Annotated in this window: 18 protein-coding genes; 4 read left to right on the forward strand and 14 right to left on the reverse strand. The window is 63.9% G+C overall.

The window, feature by feature from the left end:
• Nucleotides 1-75: 75 nt before the first annotated feature.
• The 5 genes from J5M58_RS19290 to J5M58_RS19310 all read right to left on the reverse strand — a co-directional run bounded on the left by J5M58_RS19290 (nucleotide 76) and on the right by J5M58_RS19310 (nucleotide 7,216).
• A complete protein-coding gene (locus J5M58_RS19290; RefSeq protein WP_085592463.1) occupies nucleotides 76-1,101 on the reverse strand; it encodes a putative 2-aminoethylphosphonate ABC transporter substrate-binding protein in 1,026 nt (341 codons plus the stop codon).
• 18 nt (nucleotides 1,102-1,119) lie between these two features.
• Nucleotides 1,120-2,844 (reverse strand): putative 2-aminoethylphosphonate ABC transporter permease subunit, encoded by a 1,725-nt coding sequence (locus J5M58_RS19295; protein ID WP_207879185.1) that lies wholly within the window; start codon nucleotides 2,842-2,844, stop codon nucleotides 1,120-1,122.
• A gap of 1 nt (nucleotide 2,845) precedes the next feature.
• Nucleotides 2,846-3,904, reverse strand: a complete 1,059-nt coding sequence (locus J5M58_RS19300; RefSeq protein WP_207879187.1) for a putative 2-aminoethylphosphonate ABC transporter ATP-binding protein — start codon at nucleotides 3,902-3,904, stop codon at nucleotides 2,846-2,848.
• Nucleotides 3,905-4,123: 219 nt separating this feature from the next.
• The gene (locus J5M58_RS19305; RefSeq protein WP_112249736.1) at nucleotides 4,124-4,993 is read right to left on the reverse strand and encodes a LysR family transcriptional regulator; all 870 of its coding nucleotides are present in this window, start codon (nucleotides 4,991-4,993) and stop codon (nucleotides 4,124-4,126) included.
• A 9-nt stretch (nucleotides 4,994-5,002) separates the two neighbouring features.
• Nucleotides 5,003-7,216 carry a heavy metal translocating P-type ATPase gene (locus J5M58_RS19310; RefSeq protein ID WP_207879189.1) on the reverse strand — a complete coding sequence of 738 codons (2,214 nt, stop codon included), beginning with the start codon at nucleotides 7,214-7,216 and terminating at the stop codon, nucleotides 5,003-5,005.
• Nucleotides 7,217-7,300: 84 nt separating this feature from the next.
• Here J5M58_RS19310 and cadR point away from each other — a divergent pair, with 84 nt between their 5' ends.
• Nucleotides 7,301-7,744, forward strand: coding sequence for a cadmium resistance transcriptional regulator CadR (cadR, locus tag J5M58_RS19315; RefSeq protein WP_112249739.1), 444 nt, complete (start codon nucleotides 7,301-7,303; stop codon nucleotides 7,742-7,744).
• Nucleotides 7,745-7,863: 119 nt separating this feature from the next.
• Here cadR and J5M58_RS19320 read toward each other — a convergent pair whose 3' ends face one another.
• The 3 genes from J5M58_RS19320 to J5M58_RS19330 are packed head-to-tail and all read right to left on the reverse strand — an operon-like array spanning nucleotide 7,864 to nucleotide 10,492.
• Nucleotides 7,864-8,835, reverse strand: coding sequence for a thymidylate synthase (locus tag J5M58_RS19320; RefSeq protein ID WP_207879191.1), 972 nt, complete (start codon nucleotides 8,833-8,835; stop codon nucleotides 7,864-7,866).
• A 51-nt stretch (nucleotides 8,836-8,886) separates the two neighbouring features.
• Nucleotides 8,887-9,693, reverse strand: coding sequence for a prolipoprotein diacylglyceryl transferase (gene lgt, locus J5M58_RS19325; RefSeq protein ID WP_013974665.1), 807 nt, complete (start codon nucleotides 9,691-9,693; stop codon nucleotides 8,887-8,889).
• A gap of 16 nt (nucleotides 9,694-9,709) precedes the next feature.
• The gene (locus J5M58_RS19330; RefSeq protein ID WP_112249741.1) at nucleotides 9,710-10,492 is read right to left on the reverse strand and encodes a sulfite exporter TauE/SafE family protein; all 783 of its coding nucleotides are present in this window, start codon (nucleotides 10,490-10,492) and stop codon (nucleotides 9,710-9,712) included.
• A 129-nt stretch (nucleotides 10,493-10,621) separates the two neighbouring features.
• On the opposite strand from J5M58_RS19330, the gene J5M58_RS19335 reads away from it, so the two are divergent.
• The gene (locus J5M58_RS19335; protein ID WP_207879193.1) at nucleotides 10,622-11,368 is read left to right on the forward strand and encodes an NRDE family protein; all 747 of its coding nucleotides are present in this window, start codon (nucleotides 10,622-10,624) and stop codon (nucleotides 11,366-11,368) included.
• A gap of 134 nt (nucleotides 11,369-11,502) precedes the next feature.
• On the opposite strand, the gene ptsP is transcribed toward J5M58_RS19335, so the two are convergent.
• Together ptsP and J5M58_RS19345 are read right to left on the reverse strand one after the other, a co-directional pair.
• Nucleotides 11,503-13,782 (reverse strand): phosphoenolpyruvate--protein phosphotransferase, encoded by a 2,280-nt coding sequence (gene ptsP, locus J5M58_RS19340; protein WP_013974668.1) that lies wholly within the window; start codon nucleotides 13,780-13,782, stop codon nucleotides 11,503-11,505.
• Between the two features lie 22 nt (nucleotides 13,783-13,804).
• A complete protein-coding gene (locus J5M58_RS19345) occupies nucleotides 13,805-14,284 on the reverse strand; it encodes an RNA pyrophosphohydrolase (protein ID WP_003249017.1) in 480 nt (159 codons plus the stop codon).
• 141 nt (nucleotides 14,285-14,425) lie between these two features.
• On the opposite strand from J5M58_RS19345, the gene J5M58_RS19350 reads away from it, so the two are divergent.
• Nucleotides 14,426-15,082 carry an HAD family phosphatase gene (locus tag J5M58_RS19350; protein WP_207879195.1) on the forward strand — a complete coding sequence of 219 codons (657 nt, stop codon included), beginning with the start codon at nucleotides 14,426-14,428 and terminating at the stop codon, nucleotides 15,080-15,082.
• Between the two features lie 129 nt (nucleotides 15,083-15,211).
• On the opposite strand, the gene J5M58_RS19355 is transcribed toward J5M58_RS19350, so the two are convergent.
• Nucleotides 15,212-15,637, reverse strand: a complete 426-nt coding sequence (locus tag J5M58_RS19355; RefSeq protein WP_207879197.1) for a DUF2269 domain-containing protein — start codon at nucleotides 15,635-15,637, stop codon at nucleotides 15,212-15,214.
• A gap of 147 nt (nucleotides 15,638-15,784) precedes the next feature.
• The gene (ilvA, locus tag J5M58_RS19360) at nucleotides 15,785-17,299 is read right to left on the reverse strand and encodes a threonine ammonia-lyase, biosynthetic (protein ID WP_207879199.1); all 1,515 of its coding nucleotides are present in this window, start codon (nucleotides 17,297-17,299) and stop codon (nucleotides 15,785-15,787) included.
• 135 nt (nucleotides 17,300-17,434) lie between these two features.
• Between ilvA and rpiA the strand changes: the two genes are divergently transcribed.
• Nucleotides 17,435-18,109 carry a ribose-5-phosphate isomerase RpiA gene (rpiA, locus tag J5M58_RS19365; protein WP_112249749.1) on the forward strand — a complete coding sequence of 225 codons (675 nt, stop codon included), beginning with the start codon at nucleotides 17,435-17,437 and terminating at the stop codon, nucleotides 18,107-18,109.
• A 104-nt stretch (nucleotides 18,110-18,213) separates the two neighbouring features.
• Here rpiA and J5M58_RS19370 read toward each other — a convergent pair whose 3' ends face one another.
• The gene (locus tag J5M58_RS19370) at nucleotides 18,214-19,116 is read right to left on the reverse strand and encodes an SdiA-regulated domain-containing protein (protein ID WP_112249751.1); all 903 of its coding nucleotides are present in this window, start codon (nucleotides 19,114-19,116) and stop codon (nucleotides 18,214-18,216) included.
• Between the two features lie 90 nt (nucleotides 19,117-19,206).
• Nucleotides 19,207-20,124 (reverse strand): SdiA-regulated domain-containing protein, encoded by a 918-nt coding sequence (locus J5M58_RS19375; protein ID WP_207879201.1) that lies wholly within the window; start codon nucleotides 20,122-20,124, stop codon nucleotides 19,207-19,209.
• Between the last annotated feature and the right edge of the window lie 108 nt (nucleotides 20,125-20,232).

Below are 20,232 nucleotides of genomic sequence, written 5' to 3' on the forward strand. Positions count from 1 at the left end.
ACAGGTATCTCACATTCCTTGAGATGTGCGCTATTCCTGTGGGAGCGGGTTCACCCGCGAAGAGGCCGGTGCAGGTTACTGCTGGGCCACCTTCTCCGACTTGCCGTCATAGCGCTTGCGCCACTCGGCCAGGATCTGGTCACGGTTCTTCGAGGCCCAGGCAAAGTCGTTCTTGATCAGGCGCTGTTCATAGTCCGCCGGCAGCTCGGTCTGCGGCTTGGCAATACCCGGCGCAGCCAGCACGGCAAAGTTCTCCTTGTACAGCTCCATGGCCGCCGGGCTTGCCGAGAAATCAGCCAGGCGCTTGGCCGCATCCGCTTTTGGCGAACCTTTGATCACCGCAGTCGCCTCGATCTCCCAACCCAGGCCTTCCTTCGGCAGCACGATATCCAGCGGCGCGCCCTGGCGCTTGAGCTGCACGGCCGGGTACTCGAACGAGATACCGATCGGGAATTCACCCGCTGCGGCAAGCTTGCACGGCTTGGAACCGGAATGAACGTACTGGCCGATGTTCTGGTGCAGCGCATCCATGTACGCCCAACCCTGCGGCTCGCCAAAAGTCTGCAACCACGCACTGACATCCAGGAAGCCGGTGCCGGACGAGGCCGGGTTAGGCATGACGATCTTGCCTTTGTACTCAGGCTTGGTCAGGTCCTGCCAGCTCACCGGCTTGCTCAGGCCCTGCTTCTCGGCCTCGATGGTATTGAAGCAGATGGTGGCGGCCCACACGTCCATACCGACCCAGGCTGGCGGGTTGGCAGCATCGCGGTAGTTGGCGGCAATCTTGCCCAGGTCCTTCGGTGCATAGGCTTCGAGCATGCCGTTCTGGTCGAGGATGGCCAGGCTGGAAGCGGCCAGGCCCCACACCGCGTCGGCTTGCGGGCGGTCTTTCTCGGCCAGCAGCTTGGCAGTGATGATGCCGGTGGAGTCACGGACCCACTTGATCTCGATGTCCGGGTTGGCCTTCTCGAAGGCCTGCTTGTAGCTCTTCAGCTGTTCGGCTTCCAGGGCGGTGTAGACCGTCAGCTGGGTACCAGCGGCCGAAGCCTGCAGGCTGAACACGGCGGAAACGGCAGCGGCAAGTGCAAGGTGCTTGTACATGGGTAGGTTCCCTACAGGTCAGACAGTCGCGGCGCGTTGGCGCCAGGCTTGGGAGCGGCGCAGCAGGCCGCGTGAGGCTGCGGCCAGCAGCAGTGAAGCGCCGGCACTGGTCAGCAGGATCAGGGTGGACATGGCGGCGGCACCACCGACGTTGCCGGCGTCGTCCATGTTCAGCACGGCGACGGCTGCCAGGATGGTGTCGGGGCTGTACAGGAAGATCGCCGCCGAGACGGTGGTCATCGCCGAGACGAACAAGTAGCGAATGATGTCCAGCAGCGCCGGCAGGCAGATCGGCACGGTCACCCGCAGGAAGTGCCTGTACAACGGCGCCTTCAGCGACAGCGCGGCGGCCTCGAATTCGCCGTCTAGCTGGCGCAGGGCGGTGGTCGCGGTCATCTGCGCGGTGGTCAGGTAGTGGGCGATGGTACACACCACCAGTAGCCCCATGCCGCCGTAGAACACATGCAGCGGGTTGCCGTTCAGGTTGAAGAAGAATACGTAGCCCAGGCCCAGCACCAGGCCCGGCACGGCCATGGGGATGAAGCTGAGCAGGCGCAGCGCCTGGTTGAGCAGGCGTTGGCCCTGGGTCTTCTCCATCAGGTAGGCGCCGGTGAAGATCACCATGCTGCCGATCAGCGCGGTGCCGATGGCCATGGTCACGCTGTTGCGGTAGGCCAGCCAACCGCCACCAGCGGTGTCCTCGAACATGTAGTGACGCAGCGACAACGACAGGTTGTAGGGCCAGAACGTGACCAGCGAGGAGTAGACCGCCATGCCGATCACCAGCAGCAACGCCGCGCACACCAGCAGCACGATCATCAGAAAGCAGGCATCACGGCCACGCGACGGCTTGGGCTCGAACACCTGGGCACGGCCGCTCATGGCCTCGCCCTGGCGCCGGCGCAGCCAGGCATCGACGGTAAAGCTGAGCAGCGCCGGCACCAGCAGCACCATGCCGATCAGTGCACCACGGCCGAACTGTTGCTGGCCGACCACCGCCTTGTAGGCTTCCAGCGCGAGCACCTGATAATCGCCACCGACCACGACCGGCACACCGAAGTCGGTGATGGTAAGGGTAAATACCAGGCAGAACGCCGCGAACACTGCCTGGCGCGTGGCCGGCCAGGTAATGCTGGTGAACGCCCGCCAAGGGCCGGCACCCATGCTGGACGCTGCGTCGAACAGGCGTGCATCAGCCAGCGACAGCGCCGACAGCAGGATCATCAGGGCATGCGGGAAGGTGTAGATGGCCTCGCCCAACACAATGCCCCAGAAGCCGTAGATGTTGTCGTTGAGCAAACCGCGCAGCAGCCCCTGGTTACCGAACAGGTAGACCAGGGCGATGGCCGGCAGCATCGACGGCGCCAGCAGCGGCAGCAGCGAAATCCCCCGCCACAGGCCCTTGGCCGGGATCAGCGTGCGTTGCAGGGCATAGGCGAACAGGTAGGCCAGCGGCACCACGATGGCCGCCACCGTGAAGGCCACCGACAGGCTGTTGCCCAGTAGCCAGTGGAAGTTTTCGCTGGCGAACAGCTCGCGGGCCGCCAGCAGGCCACCACCTTGGCCCGCTTCGGCACTGAAGCCGCGCCAGAAGATCGCCAGCAGCGGCATCAGCACCGCCAGCACCAGAAGAATCAGCAACAGGCTCTTGCCACCGACGATGAACAATCGGTCGCCCAGGGCGACGCCCGCACGCGGGGTGGCCTTGGCCTGGCTCAGCGGCAGGGACATTGGCGCGGCCATCTCAGGCAAACACCTGCAGGCTCTGCGGCGGCAGCGCCACCCAGATGTCCTGCGAGCCCAGCCGCGGCATGGCCTCGGGGGCCAGCTCCGCCAGCAGTGCATGGCCAGGCAGGGCCTTGAGCTCGAAGCTCATGCGGCAGCGGTTACCGAGAAAGGTAATTTCACGGACCATGGCCGGGAACAGGTTTTCTTCGTGCACCGCCGGGTTGACCGTGATCGCCTCCGGGCGGCAGAACAGCCGGCCGCTGCTCGGTCGGGCCGAACCTGGTGCCAGACGCATGTTCATGCCACCGACCTGGGCATGGCTGTCACTGCTGCGCTGGAACGGCAACCAGTTGCCCTGGCCGACGAACTCGGCAACGAACGGCGTGGTCGGCCGGTCGTAGATTTCCTGAGGGGTGGCGTACTGCTCGACCTGGCCGTTGTTCATCACCGCAATACGGTCGGCCATCAGCATGGCCTCGTCCTGGTTGTGGGTGACCATCAGCGTGGTGATACCCAGCTGGCGCTGCAGCTGACGCAGTTCGGTGCACAGGTGCTCGCGCACCCGGGCGTCCAGCGCCGACATCGGCTCGTCCAGCAGCAGCAACGATGGCGACGGTGCCAGCGCACGGGCCATGGCCACACGCTGCTGCTGGCCACCTGAGAGCTGACCGGGGTATTTCTTCTCGCTGCCGGCCAGGCCCACCAGTTCGAGCATTTCGGCCACTCGCTGGCGGGCCTGTTCGCGGCCGCTGCCGGCCAGGCCATAGGCAATGTTGGCTTCGACGGTGAGGTTGGGGAACAGCGCGTAGGACTGGAACAGGATGCCGTAGTCACGGGCCTGGGGTGGCAGCTCGGAGATATCGCGCTCGCCGATGTACAACGTACCGCGGTCCTGGCGCTCCAGGCCGGCGATGCAGCGCAACAGTGTGGTCTTGCCGCAGCCGGACGGGCCGAGCAGGCACACCAGTTCGCCGGCGGCAATGTCCAGCGAGACATCATTCAGCGCCGTGAAGGCGCCGAAGCGCTTGTGGATGTTGCGCACTTTCATCTGTGCGCCGGGGGTGGTGTGGTTCATGGCAGGGCCTCATCGAAGAGATGGGGGCCATGCTAGGAAGGCTGTGCGAAGGTTCTGTGGCTTTAGGGCAAAAGCGGGTGATAGTGGTATAGGCAGATTTTGTAGTGGCCTTCGCGGGCCTCTTCGCGGGTAAACCCGCTCCCACAGGGATCGCGCCGCATCTGAAGGCTGTGCAGTACCTGTGGGAGCGGGCAAGCCCGCGAAGAGGCCAACACAGGTCTAGAAGTGTGAACCGGCAACTTCCTGCGCCACCCCAAGGAACGCCGCCGGCAACCGGGCCTGGCGCCGCTCCTTCAGGCAATACAGGTACTCATGCATCACCGGCGCGTTATCCAGCGCCAGCACCCGCAATTCAGGGTTGTGCGGCACCTCATGCCGGGCAATCACGCTGATGCCGATATTGCGCAGCACCGCCTCGCGGATCGATTCGCGGCTGCCAATCTCCAGCAATGCCGTGGCCTTCACCCCGGCCTCCTGCATCATCTGCTCGGTCAGCTTGCGCGTGGTCGAGCCTTTCTCGCGCATCAGCAGGCAATGCCCGGCCACTACGTCGATGGACACCGCCTGGCGGTGTGCCAACGGGTGGTTGCGATGCACCGCGACTACCAATGGGTCCATCCCCAGCACCCGCCGCACCAACCGCGAGTCTTCCAGCAGTTGCGACGAAGCGGCGATATCCACCCGGTAGTCCTCGAGCATCTCCAGCACCTGCTGCGAGTTGCCGATTTCCACCGCTACTTCCACCTGCGGCAGGCGTTCGCGGTAGATCTTCACCAGGTCGAGAATGTAGTACGGCGCCGTGGCCGCAATGCGCAAGCTGCCCTGGGCCTGGCCGCTGTTGCGCAGCTCGAATTCGATGTCGGCCTCCTGCTGCAGCAGTGCCTTGACCATCGGCAGCAGGCGCACGCCCTCCTCGCTCAGCACCAGGCGCCGCCCGCCTCGGTAGAACAGCTCCACCGCGTACTGGCTCTCCAGGTTGCGAATCTGCGTGGTCACCGTGGGCTGGCTGAGCCCGAGCTTCTTCGCCGCCAGGGTGATACTGCCCAGGCGGGCCACCATGTAGAAGGCTTTCAGCTCCGAACTCAGCATGCACGTCCTCTATTTGCGCAACAGGCGCAAGCCGTTGAATACCACCAGCAGGCTCACGCCCATGTCGGCAAACACCGCCATCCACATGGTGGCCATGCCGGCAAAGGTGATCGCCAGGAAGATCGCCTTGATGCCCAACGCCAGAACGATGTTCTGCATGAGGATCGCCGCACTTTGGCGCGACAGCCTGACGAAGGCCGGGATTTTCCGCAAGTCATCGTCCATCAGCGCCACATCGGCCGTCTCGATGGCAGTGTCGGTACCGGCCGCCGCCATGGCAAAACCGATCTCGGCGCGGGCCAGCGCCGGGGCGTCGTTGATGCCGTCACCGACCATGCCCACCCGATGGCCCTGGGCGTACAGGGCTTCGATGCTCTTGAGCTTGTCGGCTGGCAGCAGGTTGCCTTCGGCACGGTCGATACCCACCACGGTGGCGATGGCCTGGGCGGTATGCGGATTGTCACCGGTCAGCATGACAGTCTTGATGCCCAGTTCATGCAGCTCGGCGATGGCCTGGCGACTGCTTTCCTTGACCGTGTCGGCAACCGCGAACAGCGCCAACGGGCCGGAGCGGTCGAGCAGCAGCACAACGGTCTTGCCCTGGCGCTCCAGCGCATCCAGCTGGGCCTCGAGCTCGGGCGAGCACAGCCCCAGTTCCTCGACCAGACGGTGGTTACCCAGGTGGTAAACCTCCCCCGCGATGGTGCCACGCACGCCGCGCCCGGCCAGGGCGGCGAAATCATCGACCTCGCTCAACGCCAGGCCTTGCTCCTTGCCGAACTGGGCAATGGCGCGGGAAACCGGGTGGTCCGAACGCTCGCCCAGGCTGGCGGCCAGGGCTTGCGCGCGGCCTTCGAACAGCGGCTCCAGCACCTTGGCGTCGGTCTGCACCGGCTTGCCATGGGTGATGGTGCCGGTCTTGTCCAGGGCCAGGAAGTCCAGCTGGCGCCCGCCTTCCAGGTACACCCCACCCTTGATCAGGATGCCCTTGCGCGCGGCGGCGGCCAGGCCGCTGACGATGGTCACCGGGGTCGAGATCACCAGGGCGCATGGGCAGGCCACCACCAGCAGCACCAGGGCGCGATAGACCCAGTCGAACCAGGCACCGGCCATGAACAGCGGCGGTATCACCGCAACGGCCAGGGCGATAGCGAACACCACCGGCGTATAGATGCGCGAGAAGCGGTCGACGAAACGCTGGGTAGGCGCCCGCGCGCCTTGCGCTTCCTCGACGGCCTTGATGATACGCGCCAGGGTCGACTGCCCGGCAGCGGCGGTAACGCGGAACTCCAGCGCCCCTGCCTGGTTGATGGTACCCGCGAACAGTTTGTCGCCTACAGCCTTTTCCACTGGCAGACTTTCGCCGGTGATCGGCGCCTGATCGACACTGGATTGCCCGCTAGTCACTTCACCGTCCAGGCCAATGCGTTCGCCTGGGCGTACCCGCACCAGGGCACCGATGGCCACCTCCCGCACCTCCACTTCCCGCCACTGGCCGTCGGCCTGGCGCACGGTGGCCATGTCGGGGGTGAGCTGCATCAGGCCACCGATGGCGTTGCGCGCGCGGTCCAGCGAGCGAGCTTCGATCAACTCGGCGACGGTGAACAGCACCATCACCATGGCCGCTTCCGGCCATTGGCCGATCAGCACTGCGCCAGTCACGGCAATGCTCATCAGCGCGTTGATGTTGAGGTTGCGGTTTTTCAGGGCGATCCAGCCCTTTTTGTAGGTACCCAGGCCACAGCCGAAGATCGCTGCCAGCGCCAACGCCGCCACCACCCACTCCGGAGCCAGCGCGGCAAAATGCACGATTTCGGCGGCGACAGCGGCAATACCGGACAGCGTCAGCGGCCACCAGCGGGTCTTGGCCACTTGTGGTGGGCTGGCGGCGCCTTCGTCTTCGGCGCCAAGCGGCTCGGCTTTCATGCCCAGGCTATCGATGGCCTGCTCGATTTCAGCGGTGCCGCCCAGGGTATGGCGAACGCCAAGCACACGGTTGATCAGGTTGAATTCCAGCTGCTCGATACCGGCCAGCTTGCCCAGCTTGTCCTGGATCAGGGTCTGCTCGGTAGGGCAGTCCATGGCCTCGATGCGGAAACGGCTGAACTGGGCATGGCTGCTGGCCTTTTCGCTCAGTTGGACCAAGGCTGGCGCAGCAGCGCTGCCACAGCAGCTGTGAGCGTGGTGATCGTGCTTGTGTTCGTGGCTGACAGGCTGGTTCATGGGGTCATCCTTAATTTGAGCCTGTTGCCAAGTGAACACCCTGTAGCCACTATAGGGTCAAGCCACTTGCTGGAGAATTTGCTGATGAAGATCGGAGAGCTGGCCAGAGCCACCGACTGCGCGGTGGAAACCATCCGCTACTACGAGCGCGAACAGCTGCTGCCGGAGCCGGCGCGCAGCGACGGCAACTACCGGCTGTACACCCAGGCCCATGTCGAGCGGCTGACCTTCATCCGCAACTGCCGCACCCTGGACATGACCCTGGATGAGATCCGCAGCCTGCTACGCCTGCGCGACAGCCCCGATGATTCGTGCGGCAGCGTCAATGCGCTGATCGACGAGCATATCGAGCATGTGCAGGCGCGGATCGATGGGCTGGTGGCGTTGCAGGAGCAGCTGGTAGAACTGCGCCGACGCTGCAATGCGCAGGGGGCGGAGTGCGCGATCTTGCAGCAACTGGAGACGAACGGGGCGGTATCAGTGCCGGAAACCGAGCATTCGCATGTGGGCCGAAGTCACGGGCATTGAGCCAAAAAGCTTCGCGGGTAAACCCGCTCCCACAGGGACCGCACAAAGCTCAGACCTGTGCAGCACCTGTGGGAGCGGGTTTACCCGCGAATAGGCCATTTCAGGCAAATAGAGATCTGTCAGACCGCCATCGGCGCTGTCATCGGCGCATGATGCTCATACCCTTCCAGCCAGAAATCGCTCGGCTCGATCTTCTCCAGCCACTCCGGCTCGTACTTGCCCGTCTCGGCAAACGCCGGCACGCGGTCGCTGATCACCAGCTTCGGTGCCTCCAGCGGCTCACGCTTGAGCTGCTCGTTGAGCATGTCCAGGTGATTCTCATACACATGGGCATCGCCAATGAAATAGGTGAACCAGCGAGGGGTGTAGCCGGTCAGGCGGCCGAACAGCGACAGCAGCGCCGCACCTTCGGTGAGGTTGAACGGCGTACCCAGGCCCAGGTCGTTGGAGCGGATGTAGAGGGTCAGGGAAATCTCCCTGGTCTCCACATTCGGGTGGAACTGGTACAGCAGGTGGCACGGCGGCAGGGCCATTTCGTCCAGCTGTGCACAGTTCCAGCCGTGGAACAGGATACGACGGCTGCCCGGATCGTTGGCGATGGTGTCCAGGCACTGGCGCACCTGGTCGATGGCCTTGTACAGGATGACGAACGCGACGCCGTCCTCCTCGTCCTGGGCGATGCGGCGGAAGCCCGCCTTTTCAGCCATTTCAATGGCCGCCGGGTTGGTCAGCGGAATGCGTTTGTAGCCCGGCCACTGGCGCCACTGCACGCCGTAGATCTCGCCCAGGTCGTCATGGCCCTGGCGGAACGGGTTGGCCAGCCACTGGGCGTTCTCATTGGCGTTCTGGTCCCAGACCTTGCAGCCCAGCTCGCGGAATTCACCGGCGTTCTTCACGCCACGCAGAAAGCCGACCATTTCGCCGATCGCCGACTTGAACGCCAGCTTGCGCGTGGTAATGGCCGGAAAGCCCTTCTGCAAGTCGAAACGCAGCATGGCGCCCGGCAGGCTGATGGTGCGGATGCCGGTGCGGTTCCCCTGCAATGTGCCGTTGTCGATGACGTCGCGGACCAGGTCCAGATACTGTTTCATGGCTTACCTGTAGCAAAAACGGCAGGAGGATCGCCCCTGCCGTGGGATTAATCAGGCGGGTTTCGCCGTAGGCTTGCGATTATAAGCCCACCAGATCAGGCCAAGGCCAGCCAGGATCATCGGCACGCACAGAATCTGACCCATGGTCAGCCAGCCCCAGGCCAGGTAGCCAAGCTGGGCATCCGGTACGCGGACGAATTCGACGATGAAGCGGAAGATGCCGTAGAACAACGCAAACATGCCGGATACCGCCATGGTCGGCCGCGGTTTGCGCGAGAACGCCCAGAGGATCAGGAACAGCGCCACACCTTCGAGTGCGAACTGGTAAAGCTGCGACGGGTGGCGCGGCAGCTGCGCCGGGTCGCTGAACGGCGGGAAGACCATCGCCCATGGCACATCGGTGGCCTTGCCCCACAGCTCGGCGTTGATGAAGTTGCCGATGCGCCCGGCCCCCAGGCCGATCGGCACCAGCGGAGCGACGAAGTCCATCAGCTCGAAGAACGACTTGTTGTTGCGCTTGCCGAACCACAGGGCCGCCAGCATCACGCCGATGAAGCCGCCATGGAACGACATGCCACCCTTCCATACCTCGAAGATAAGCGTCGGGTTGGCCAGGTAGGCGTGCAGGTCGTAGAACAGCACGTAGCCCAGGCGGCCACCGACGATCACGCCCATCGACAGCCAGAACACCAGGTCGGAGAGCTTTTCGCGCGTCCAGGTGGGGTCAAAGCGGTTCAGCCGGCGCGAGGCGAGCAGCCAGGCACCGCCGATGCCGACCAGGTACATCAGGCCGTACCAATGGATTTTCAGCGGCCCGATGGCGACGGCCACGGGGTCTATCTGCGGGTAAGGCAGCATGGAACTTCCTCTCGATTCAAATCAAAAAGCTGAGGCCGACACAGAACAACAGGGCTGCGAACAGGCGTTTCAACAAACGTGGCGACAGCTTGTGCGCCAGGCGCGCGCCGAAGCGGGCGAAAAACATGCTGGTCACGGCAATGCCGAGCAGCGCCGGCAGGTATACGTAACCCAAGCTGTGGTCCGGCAGGTGCTCCTCATGCCAGCCCAGCAGCATGAAACTGAAGGCACTGGCCAAGGCAATCGGCAGGCCACAGGCCGAAGATGTGGCCACTGCCTGCTGCATGGGCAGGCTGCGCCAGGTCAGGAACGGCACGGTCAGCGAACCGCCGCCGATGCCGAAAATGGCCGAAGCCCAGCCGATCACCCCACCTGCACCGATCAGCGCGGGCTTGCCGGGGATACCACGACTGGCCTTTGGCTTGATGTCCAGGGCCATCTGCACGGCGATGACCAGGGCGAACACGCCGATGATCTTTTGCAGCAGCGGCCCCTGGATCAGCGAGGCGGTCTTTGCCCCGACACCAGCCCCAAGGAGGATGCCGAGGGTCATCCAGGCAAAGATCGGCCATTGCACCGCGCCCTTGCGATGGTGCTCGAGCACGGCGTTGATCGAGGTGAAGACGATGGTTGCCAGCGAGGTACCGACCGCCAGGTGGGTCAGCACCGAGGCATCGAAACCTTGCAGCGTGAAGCTGAACACCAGCACCGGCACGATGATGATACCGCCGCCCACGCCGAACAGCCCGGCCAGCACACCGGCACAGGCCCCCAACAGCAGATAGAGCACGAATTCCATTCGTCTTCCCCGAGAAAACAATGCGGCATGGTAACGGAAGCCGGGCTCGGGGCTCTAGTGAACAGTGTGTCAGGATGGATCGTCTCTGCCGCTGTGCGTAAAGTGGCAAAAAACCCAGAGGCCTGACCGATGTGCCTGATCGTATTCGCCTGGCGGCCGGAACATGCCCTGCCGCTGATCGTGGCGGCCAACCGCGATGAGTTCTATGCCCGCCCCACCCAGGCTCTGGCGGCCTGGGAGGATGCGCCCGGGATATATGCCGGGCGCGACCTGGAGGCCGGTGGCACCTGGCTGGGCGTTGGCCCGCAGGGGCGGTTCGCGGCGCTGACCAATATTCGCGACCCGGCGCAGCCACTGGGGCCGCGCTCGCGGGGCGAGCTGGTGGCGGCGTATCTGCAGGGTGAGTTGGGGGTCGAGGCCTATCTGGACCAGGTGGCCAGCCGCAGCGCTCAGTACTCCGGGTTCAACCTGCTGGTCGGCGATAGTCGGCAGCTGGGTTATCTGCATGCCCGGGACGCAGCGCCGCGCTTGCTGGAGACAGGGGTTTACGGGCTTTCCAATGCCGGGCTGGATACGCCTTGGCCGAAGCTGGTGAAGGCGCGTAGTGGGCTGGAAGGGTTACTGGAAACGCCGGAGCCACAGCGCTTGCTGGGGTTGCTGGCAGATGCCGAACCGGCGCCGGAGGGCGAGTTGCCGGAGACGGGCGTTGGTTTGGCAACAGAGAAACTGCTGTCGAGTGTGTTCATTGCCAGCCAGAACTACGGGACACGGGCGAGCACGGTGCTGATTGTGGATGATCAGGGCAGAAGGCGTCTGGTTGAGCGCAGTTTCGGGCCTTTTGGTGGGCACTTGGGGGAAGTTGAGTTGCTGGTCTGATAATTTGATGTTGCTTGCTCCGGCCTCTTCGCGGGTAAACCCGCTCCCACAGGTACTGCGCCGCATCTGAAGGCTGCGCAGTACCTGTGGGAGCGGGTTTACCCGCGAAGAGGCCGGAACAGGCTACCTCACATTCACAGGGTTTTATTGGCCCCAGGCCCGATCATCCGCGCCAACCCGAGGTTCTTCAGGGCCAGCTGCAGCGAGCTGTGGATAACCTGCGGGTTGTCATGGCTCAAGGCCTCCACCAGCAGCTCCTTGGCCTTGCTCATGTTCACCTGGCGCAGCATCCACTTCACCTTCGGCAGGTTGGTGGCGTTCATCGACAGGCTGTCGAAGCCCATGGCCATCAACAGGATCGCCGCTGCCGGGTCACCGGCCATCTCACCGCAGATACTTACCGGCTTGCCTTCACCATGGGCGTCGCGCACTACCGTGTTCAGCGCCTGCAACACCGCCGGGTGCAGGTAGTCGTACAGGTCGGCGACACGCGGGTTGTTGCGATCCACCGCCAGCAGATACTGGGTCAGGTCGTTGGAGCCGACCGACAGGAAGTCCACCTGCCGCGCCAGCTCCTTGGTCTGGTACACCGCCGCAGGAATTTCCACCATCACGCCAACCGGCGGCATCGGCACATCGGTGCCTTCGTCACGCACCTCGCCCCAGGCGCGGTGGATCAGGTGCAACGCTTCTTCCAGCTCATGGATGCCGGAAATCATCGGCAGCAGGATGCGCAGGTTGTTCAGCCCCTCGCTGGCCTTGAGCATGGCGCGGGTCTGCACCAGGAAGATTTCCGGGTGGTCGAGGGTGACGCGGATGCCGCGCCAGCCCAGGAACGGGTTTTCTTCCTTGATCGGAAAGTACGACAGCGACTTGTCGCCGCCGATGTCGAGAGTACGCATGGTCACTGGCAGCGGGTGGAAGGCCGCCAGCTGCTCGCGGTAGATGGCCAACTGCTCTTTCTCGCTGGGGAAGCGCTGGTTGATCATGAACGGCACTTCGGTGCGGTACAGCCCCACCCCTTCGGCGCCGCGCTGCTGGGCACGGGCCACATCGGCGAGCAGGCCGGTATTGACCCACAGCGGCATGCGATGGCCGTCCGGGGTAACGCACGGCAGTTCGCGCAGGGCATCCAGGCCCTGGGCCAGCTGGCGCTCCTCCTCGACCACGTCGCTGTACTGCTTGCGCAGCACTTCGCTGGGGTTGGTGAACACCTCGCCCTTGTAGCCGTCGACGATCATCTCGATGCCGTCGACCTTGGAATAAGGCAAATCGACCAGGCCCATCACCGTGGGGATGCCCATGGCGCGGGCCAGGATGGCTACGTGGGAGTTGCCCGAGCCCAATACCGAGACCAGGCCGACCAGCTTGCCTTCCGGCACTTCGCCGAGCATCGCCGGGGTCAGCTCTTCACTGACCAGGATGGTGTTGTCGGCATACACCAGCGACTGCGCGCGGGCTTCCTGCAGGTAGGCCAGCAGGCGCCGGCCCAGGTCCTTGACGTCGGAGGCGCGCTCGCGCAGGTAGTCATCGTCCATCAGCTCGAAGCGGTTGACGTGCTCGCCCACCACCTGGCGCAGGGCGCCCTGGGCCCACTGGCCGGTCTTGATGACCTCGGTCACCTCACCGCCCAGGGCCGCATCTTCGAGCATCATCAGGTACACATCGAACAGTGCGCGCTCCTCCGGGCGCAGCTGGGTGGCCAGCTTGGCCGACAGCTTGCGCATATCGTCGCGCACGCCTTCGAGGGCGTTCTGGAACAGTTTCAGTTCGGCGTCGATGTCGTCGACAGTCTTGTCCGGTACCACTTCCAGATCCGCTGGCGGCAGCATCACCACCGCGCGCCCCACGGCGGCGCCAGGCGAGCCCGGCACGCCGACGAAGCGCGCTTCCTGGATGCCCTTGCCCTGGCGGCCCAGGCCGCGGATCGAGCCGGTCGCTTCGGCGTGGGCGATAACCCCGGCGAGCTGGGCGCTCATGGTGACCAGGAAGGCTTCTTCGCCCTCGTCGAACTGGCGGCGCTCCTTTTGCTGGATGACCAGTACCCCGACCACGCGGCGGTGGTGGATGATCGGCGCACCAAGGAACGACGCGAATTTTTCTTCGCCGGTTTCGGCAAAGTAGCGGTAACGCGGGTGATCGGCAGCGTTTTCCAGGTTCAGCGGCTCTTCCCGGGTACCGACCAGGCCGACCAGGCCTTCGTTGGGGGCCATGCTGACCTTGCCGATGGAACGCTTGTTCAGGCCTTCGGTGGCCATCAGCACGAAGCGGTTGGTTTCCGGGTCGAGCAGGTAGACCGAGCAGACCTGGCTGCCCATGGCCTCCTTGACACGCAAGACAATGATCCCCAACGCCGACTTGAGATCTTTGGCGGAGTTTACTTCCTGGACGATCTTGCGCAGCGTATTGAGCATGGCTCGGGGTCGAACTCCGTCGTCAGTCGCGCGTCAGCAGACGCGGTGCTAGCTCTTTCAGGGCGCGTCGGTAGACCTCGCGCTTGAATGTCACAACCTGGCCCAGCGGGTACCAATAGCTGACCCAGCGCCAACCATCGAATTCCGGCTTGCCGGTCAGGTCCATCCGCACCCGTTGTTCGTTGCTGACCAGGCGCAGCAGGAACCATTTCTGCTTCTGGCCGATGCACAGCGGCTGGCTATGCGTACGCACCAGTCGCTGGGGTAAACGATAACGCAACCAGCCACGGGTGCAGGCAAGAATTTCCACATCATCGCGTTCAAGGCCAACTTCTTCGTTCAGCTCGCGGTACAGGGCATCTTCCGGCGTCTCGTCAGGGTTGATACCACCCTGGGGAAACTGCCAGGCATCCTGGTTGATCCGTCGAGCCCATAGCACCTGCCCGGCATCATTCGTGAGAATGATCCCGACGTTGGGGCGAAAACCATCCGGGTCGATCACGGCAGCAACCTCGCAAACGCATGTCACCGCATTGTTCCACAAAGCTTGCGAGCGCAGCAACGCGCCCGCAAAGCTTATGTGCAGCTGCGTGAAAACTCCGTATTCTGCGGGCCTACCCTGTGGCTGATGCGAGTGACCGCGATGCGCCTGGCTTTATTCGACCTGGACAATACCCTCCTCGGTGGCGACAGCGACCATGCCTGGGGTGACTACCTTTGCCAGCGCGGCATTCTCGACCCGATTGCCTACAAGCAACGCAACGATGGCTTCTATCAGGACTACCTGAACGGCACCCTGGACCTGCAGGCCTACCTGGCCTTTTCCATGGAAATCCTTGCGGCAACACCGGTAGCCCAGCTCGACGAATGGCACCGCGATTTCATGCGCGACTGCATCGAGCCGATCATCCTGCCCAAGGCGCTGAGGTTGCTGCAGCAGCACCGCGAGGCCGGCGACCAGCTGGTGATCATCACCGCCACCAACCGCTTCGTCACTGCACCGATTGCCCGGCGCCTGGGTGTTCGCGTGTTGCTGGCGACCGAATGTGAGACGCGTGATGGCCGCTATACCGGGCGTAGTACCGATATACCGTGTTTCCGTGAAGGCAAGGTGACGCGGCTGGAGCGCTGGATGCTGGAGAACGGCTTCGATCTTGAGGACAGCTATTTCTATAGCGACTCGATGAATGACCTGCCGTTGCTGCAGCGGGTAGCGCATGCGGTGGCGGTGGACCCCGACCCGAAGCTGCGGGCGGAGGCCGAGAAGCGCGGGTGGCCGGTGGTTTCACTGCGGGATTGAGGTTTTCCTGTGCCGGCCTCTTCGCGGGTAAACCCGCTCCCACAGGTACTGCACAGCCCTCAAGCCTTGCGCATAGCCTGTGGGAGCGGGTTTACCCGCGAAGAGGCCAGCACATACAGCACAAGGCTGTCAGACCGGCTTGGCCCCCATCAGCCCTGCGATGGACAGGAAGCAAACCCCACTGAACACCGCCAATGCCAAGGTCAAGCGCAACCCGACCACCTCGGCCTTGCGCAGCCGGTTCAGCCGCACCAGCAGCCACCACACGGCAAACGCGCCCAGCGTATAGATGACGCTGGAAGCCAGCACCCAGGCCTGCCCCAGCGGCCAGCCCACCAGGTGTACCAGCCACCAGCCGGTGAACGGCATGCTCACCAGGCACAGACCCATCACCAGCCAGACGAACACCAGCGGGCGACGCAGCAGCTTGGCATAGGCCTCGGCATCGCCCTGACGGCGGGCGCGCACGGTCCAGAGCGCCAGGCCCAGAGCGCCCAGCAGCAGGAGTACGGTGGCGATGATGTGCAGGGTCTTGAGGGTGGTCAGGTGTTCCATGTCTCGGTTGTCCTTAAGCAGGCCATTTTGTGCAGGCTTCTTCGCGGGCTTGCCCGCTCCCACAGGGATATCACAGGCCCTGAAGCCTGCGCAGTACCTGTGGGAGCGGGCAAGCCCGCGGAAGGCCATCAGCCCCAGCTTAGCCGCTCAGCCCAGGAACAGCTTGTAGGCCGGGTTGTCAGTCTCGTCCCAGTACGGGTAGCCGATCTTCGCCAGCGCCGCCGGCACCAGGTGGCGCTCGTCCTCCGGCACCTGCAGCCCCGCCACCACGCGCCCGTCAGCGGCGCCATGGTTGCGGTAATGGAACATCGAGATGTTCCAGCGCCCGCCCAGCTTGTTGAGGAAGTTGAACAGCGCCCCCGGCCGCTCGGGGAACTCGAAGCGCAGCACCATTTCGTCACTGGCACCGGCCGAATGGCCACCGACCATGTGGCGAATATGCAGCTTGGCCAGCTCGTTGTCGGTCAGGTCGGTAACCGGGAAGCCCTGCTCGGTCAGCTGCTGCACCAGCGCCGCCCGTGGGTCGTTGTCCGGGTGGGTCTGCACGCCTACGAAGATATGCGCCTCGTCGGAGGTGTGCTTGCGGTAGTTGAACTCGGTGATCTGGCGCTTGCCGATAGCCTCGCAGAAGGCCTTGAAGCTGCCCGGGCGCTCGGGAATGGTCACGGCGATGATCGCTTCGCGCTTTTCACCCAGCTCGGCACGCTCGGCCACATGGCGCAGGCGGTCAAAGTTGACGTTGGCACCGGAGTCGATGGCCACCAGAGTCTGCCCGGTCACGCCGTACAGCTCGACGTACTTCTTGATGCCCGCCACACCCAGGGCACCGGCAGGTTCGGTGATCGAGCGGGTATCATCGTAGATATCCTTGATAGCCGCGCAGATCTCGTCGGTACTGACGGTGACCACTTCATCCACATGATGGCGGCAGATATCGAAGGTATGCTGGCCGATCTGCGCCACCGCAACGCCGTCGGCGAACAGCCCCACCTGCGGCAGCACCACGCGCTCACCGGCCGCCATGGCCGCCTGCAGGCAGTTGGAGTCGTCCGGCTCGACGCCTATCACCTTGATTTCCGGGCGCAGGTACTTCACGTAGGCAGCAATCCCGGCGATCAGGCCACCGCCACCCACCGGCACGAAGATCGCGTCCAGCTGGCCAGGGTGCTGGCGCAGGATTTCCATGGCCACCGTGCCCTGCCCGGCGATGGTGTGCGGATCGTCGTAGGGGTGTACGTAGACGAAGCCCTTTTCATCGACCAGTTTCAGCGAATAGGCCAGCGCCTCGGGGAACGAGTCGCCATGCAGCACCACCTTGCCGCCCCGCGAACGCACGCCTTCGACCTTGATCTCAGGGGTGGTCTTGGGCATCACGATAGTGGCCTTGATGCCCATCTCGCGTGCGGCCAAGGCCAGGCCCTGGGCGTGGTTGCCGGCCGAGGCGGTGACCACGCCACGGGCTAGCTCATCCGGTGTCAGTTGGGCCAGCTTGTTGTAGGCCCCGCGGATCTTGAACGAGAACACCGGCTGCAAGTCTTCGCGCTTGAGCAGAATCTGGTTGCCCAGGCGCTTGCTCAGCTGCCCCGCGCTCTGCAGCGGGGTTTCGACCGCAACGTCGTAGACGCGCGAGGTGAGGATCTTCTTGACGTACTGTTCGAGCATCGGGAAAGCATCACTGGGCCGCGGGACAAGGGCTGGGAGTCTACCCCAGCGCTACGTCGGGCGACCACAGCAAAGCCGCCCGAGCCGTTATACTAGGCTCTTTTCAAAACCGCACCTGCCCCTCTCGGAGCCCGCATGACCCAGGACCAACTCAAACAGGCCGTCGCCCAGGCCGCTGTCGACATCATTCTGCCCAAGCTGGATGAAAAGAGCGTCGTCGGCGTCGGTACCGGTTCGACCGCCAACTTCTTCATCGACGCCCTGGCTCAGCACAAGACCGCCTTCGACGGCGCGGTCGCCAGCTCCGAAGCCACCGCCCAGCGTCTGAAGGGCCATGGCATCCCGGTCTACGAGCTGAACAGCGTCAGCGAACTGGAGTTCTACGTGGACGGCGCCGACGAGAGCGACGCGCACCTGAACCTGATCAAGGGCGGCGGCGCAGCCCTGACCCGCGAGAAAATCGTCGCTGCAGTGGCCAAGACCTTCATCTGCATCGCCGACGCCAGCAAACTGGTACCGGTGCTGGGCGCCTTCCCGCTGCCGGTCGAAGTGATCCCTATGGCCCGCAGTCACGTGGCGCGTCAGCTGGTCAAGCTGGGTGGTGACCCGGTTTACCGTGAGGGCGTGGTTACCGACAACGGCAACGTGATCCTCGATGTGCACAACCTGCAGATCACCAACCCGGTGGAGCTGGAAGCGCAGATCAACGCCATCGTTGGCGTGGTGACCAACGGCCTGTTCGCGGCGCGGCCGGCGGATTTGCTGTTGCTGGGTACCGCTGAGGGCGTGAAGAGCCTGAAGGCCGAGTAAAACCCTTCGCGGGTAAACCCGCTCCCACAGGTAATGCGCTGGCCTCAAGGCCCGTGACATCCCTGTGGGAGCGGGTTCACCCGCGAATAGGTCCTCACAGGCACTCACTCCGCTGGCTGTTTGAACACATAGAACAGGTTCGGCTCACTGACCAGGTAGATGGTCCCCGCCTCGTCCATCGCAATCCCCTCCGCCTGCGGCACCGTCGCCTGCAACCCCTGAAACCCCTTGCGCAACGACATGGTACTCAGCGGCCGACCCTCGACATCCAGCTCCAGCACCAGCCGCGACTCGTCCGACAGCGCCAGCAGGTGCCCGCTGCGCTCATCGAACTGCAAGCTCGACAGGTCCCGCACGAACAGCCGCGAATCGCGCTTGCGGTCCTGTACCACATGCACCGCATAGGGCTGCTCAGGTTTGTCGTGCGGGAAGCCATGCACCTCGTAGATCAACATCGGGTCACGCTCCTTGGCAACGAACAGGCGCTTGCCCGCCGAATCGTAGGCCAGCCCCTCGAAGCCCTTGTTGCCGTTCAGGCCAATGCCCAGGGTCAGCTGCTCGGCATCGCCGGCATCAAGGAACATCGTGTCGTCTTCCAGGCGCACGCGAATCAGCCGCTGCTGACGCTCGTCGGTGATCACATAGCTGTTGGGCCCGACGTACTCCACGGCTTCCGGGTCGCCGAAGCCGGTCAGCGGTACCCGGCGCAGGATGCGGCCGTCCAGCGACAGCTCGATCAGCTCCGAGCGGGCATTGGTGACTGTAAACAGAGTCTTGCGATCGGGGTCGTAGGTCAGCGCCGATATGTCGTCATCCAGCCCTTCAACCGGCTGCGCCTCAACCACTACCTGGTAACGGTCCAGGCCGATGCTCTGTTCGGCTGGCTGCCACCAGGCCTTGAGGTTGAACCAGCCACGCTCGAACAGGCGAAACTCCTGCCCGGCCAAGCCGAGCAGGATCAAGCCGATGACGGCCAGAACAGGAAACGGGCGAACAAAACGGCGCATGGGGGCAGACTCGACATAGGGGTGGCGAATCTAACCATGAACAACTGAAGTAAAGCTTAATGCCAGCATCCGAAAAGTCGGATATTGGGCTCAGTTCTTTCTGAAGCGATAGAACAGGGCCGGCTCGCTGACCATGTACAGGTTGCCCTTGTCGTCCATGGCCACCCCTTCGGCACGCGGGATGGTGTCCTGCAGGCCGTTGAAACCGCCGAGCAAGGTCATGAAGCTGACTTGCTGGCCCTGCTCGTCCAGCTCCAGGAGCATGTTGGAATCGGCCGAAAGTACCAGCAGGTGGCCTGTACGCGGGTCGACACCCAGCGCCGAGAGGTTGCGCAGGTCCAGTTCGTCACTAGGCAACGGCTGCTTTTCGCCCGTGAGCGGGCTGCGGCCATCGGTGTTCCAGGTGTACAGCTTGGGCGGGCGCTCCTCGCCGATGACCAGGCGCTGGCGCAGCGGGTCCCAAGCTACCGCCTCGAAACCTTTGTTGCTCTTCACCGACTGGCCGAGGTCGTGGCTCTGGAAATCATCATGGTTCAACACGGTGGTCTGCGCATCCACCTTGACCACGGTCAGGTCGTGCAGGCGCTCGTCGGTGATTGCCAGGTAGCCGTCTTCCAGCACGGCGACGCCTTCGGGGTTGTTCCAGCCGTTTAGGGGGATCTTGCGCAGAACATCGCCATCCAGGCTCAGTTCGACCAGGATCGGGTTCTTGCCCATGACAGCGAACAGCGTGCGGGTACGTGGGTTGAAGGCCACATCCGAAGCTTCATCATCGTCCATGCCCGGCAAAGGTTTGGCATCGATATCCACCTGGTAGTCCGGCAGCCATACGCTTTCGCTGCGTTCGGCGGTGCTTTCGAAGCTTTCCTTGACCCACAGCGCGCCGCGGTCATCCCAGTGCATGGCCACGGCCACGCCATAGCCGATTACCGCTGCCACGGCCAGGCCGAAGGGCCAGCGCAGGAAGAAACGACGCTTTGGGGTTGCCGGGGCGCTGGGTGATGGCATGCGGGGGTCCTGAGGAGAATGGGCATAGGTTCGCGCATTATCCTGATCGGGTGTGAAAAATCGGTAAACAGGACCGGCCTCTTCGCGGGTGAACCCGCTCCCACAGGG

It is taken from the genome of Pseudomonas sp. 32_A, assembly GCF_017490905.1.
GTDB classification, from domain to species: domain Bacteria; phylum Pseudomonadota; class Gammaproteobacteria; order Pseudomonadales; family Pseudomonadaceae; genus Aquipseudomonas; species Aquipseudomonas inefficax.

Excerpts from the sequence above, each read along its gene's own strand:
- rpiA (WP_112249749.1), top strand. The coding sequence starts at position 17,435 with ATGACCCAGGACCAACTCAAACAGGCCGTCGCCCAGGCCGCTGTCGAC.
- J5M58_RS19335 (WP_207879193.1), top strand. The coding sequence starts at position 10,622 with ATGTGCCTGATCGTATTCGCCTGGCGGCCGGAACATGCCCTGCCGCTG.
- J5M58_RS19355 (WP_207879197.1), bottom strand. The coding sequence starts at position 15,637 with ATGGAACACCTGACCACCCTCAAGACCCTGCACATCATCGCCACCGTA.
- J5M58_RS19290 (WP_085592463.1), bottom strand. The coding sequence starts at position 1,101 with ATGTACAAGCACCTTGCACTTGCCGCTGCCGTTTCCGCCGTGTTCAGC.
- J5M58_RS19295 (WP_207879185.1), bottom strand. The coding sequence starts at position 2,844 with ATGGCCGCGCCAATGTCCCTGCCGCTGAGCCAGGCCAAGGCCACCCCG.
- J5M58_RS19350 (WP_207879195.1), top strand. The coding sequence starts at position 14,426 with ATGCGCCTGGCTTTATTCGACCTGGACAATACCCTCCTCGGTGGCGAC.
- J5M58_RS19300 (WP_207879187.1), bottom strand. The coding sequence starts at position 3,904 with ATGAACCACACCACCCCCGGCGCACAGATGAAAGTGCGCAACATCCAC.
- J5M58_RS19305 (WP_112249736.1), bottom strand. The coding sequence starts at position 4,993 with ATGCTGAGTTCGGAGCTGAAAGCCTTCTACATGGTGGCCCGCCTGGGC.
- ptsP (WP_013974668.1), bottom strand. The coding sequence starts at position 13,782 with ATGCTCAATACGCTGCGCAAGATCGTCCAGGAAGTAAACTCCGCCAAA.
- ilvA (WP_207879199.1), bottom strand. The coding sequence starts at position 17,299 with ATGCTCGAACAGTACGTCAAGAAGATCCTCACCTCGCGCGTCTACGAC.
- lgt (WP_013974665.1), bottom strand. The coding sequence starts at position 9,693 with ATGCTGCCTTACCCGCAGATAGACCCCGTGGCCGTCGCCATCGGGCCG.
- J5M58_RS19320 (WP_207879191.1), bottom strand. The coding sequence starts at position 8,835 with ATGAAACAGTATCTGGACCTGGTCCGCGACGTCATCGACAACGGCACA.
- J5M58_RS19370 (WP_112249751.1), bottom strand. The coding sequence starts at position 19,116 with ATGCGCCGTTTTGTTCGCCCGTTTCCTGTTCTGGCCGTCATCGGCTTG.
- J5M58_RS19310 (WP_207879189.1), bottom strand. The coding sequence starts at position 7,216 with ATGAACCAGCCTGTCAGCCACGAACACAAGCACGATCACCACGCTCAC.
- J5M58_RS19330 (WP_112249741.1), bottom strand. The coding sequence starts at position 10,492 with ATGGAATTCGTGCTCTATCTGCTGTTGGGGGCCTGTGCCGGTGTGCTG.
- cadR (WP_112249739.1), top strand. The coding sequence starts at position 7,301 with ATGAAGATCGGAGAGCTGGCCAGAGCCACCGACTGCGCGGTGGAAACC.
- J5M58_RS19375 (WP_207879201.1), bottom strand. The coding sequence starts at position 20,124 with ATGCCATCACCCAGCGCCCCGGCAACCCCAAAGCGTCGTTTCTTCCTG.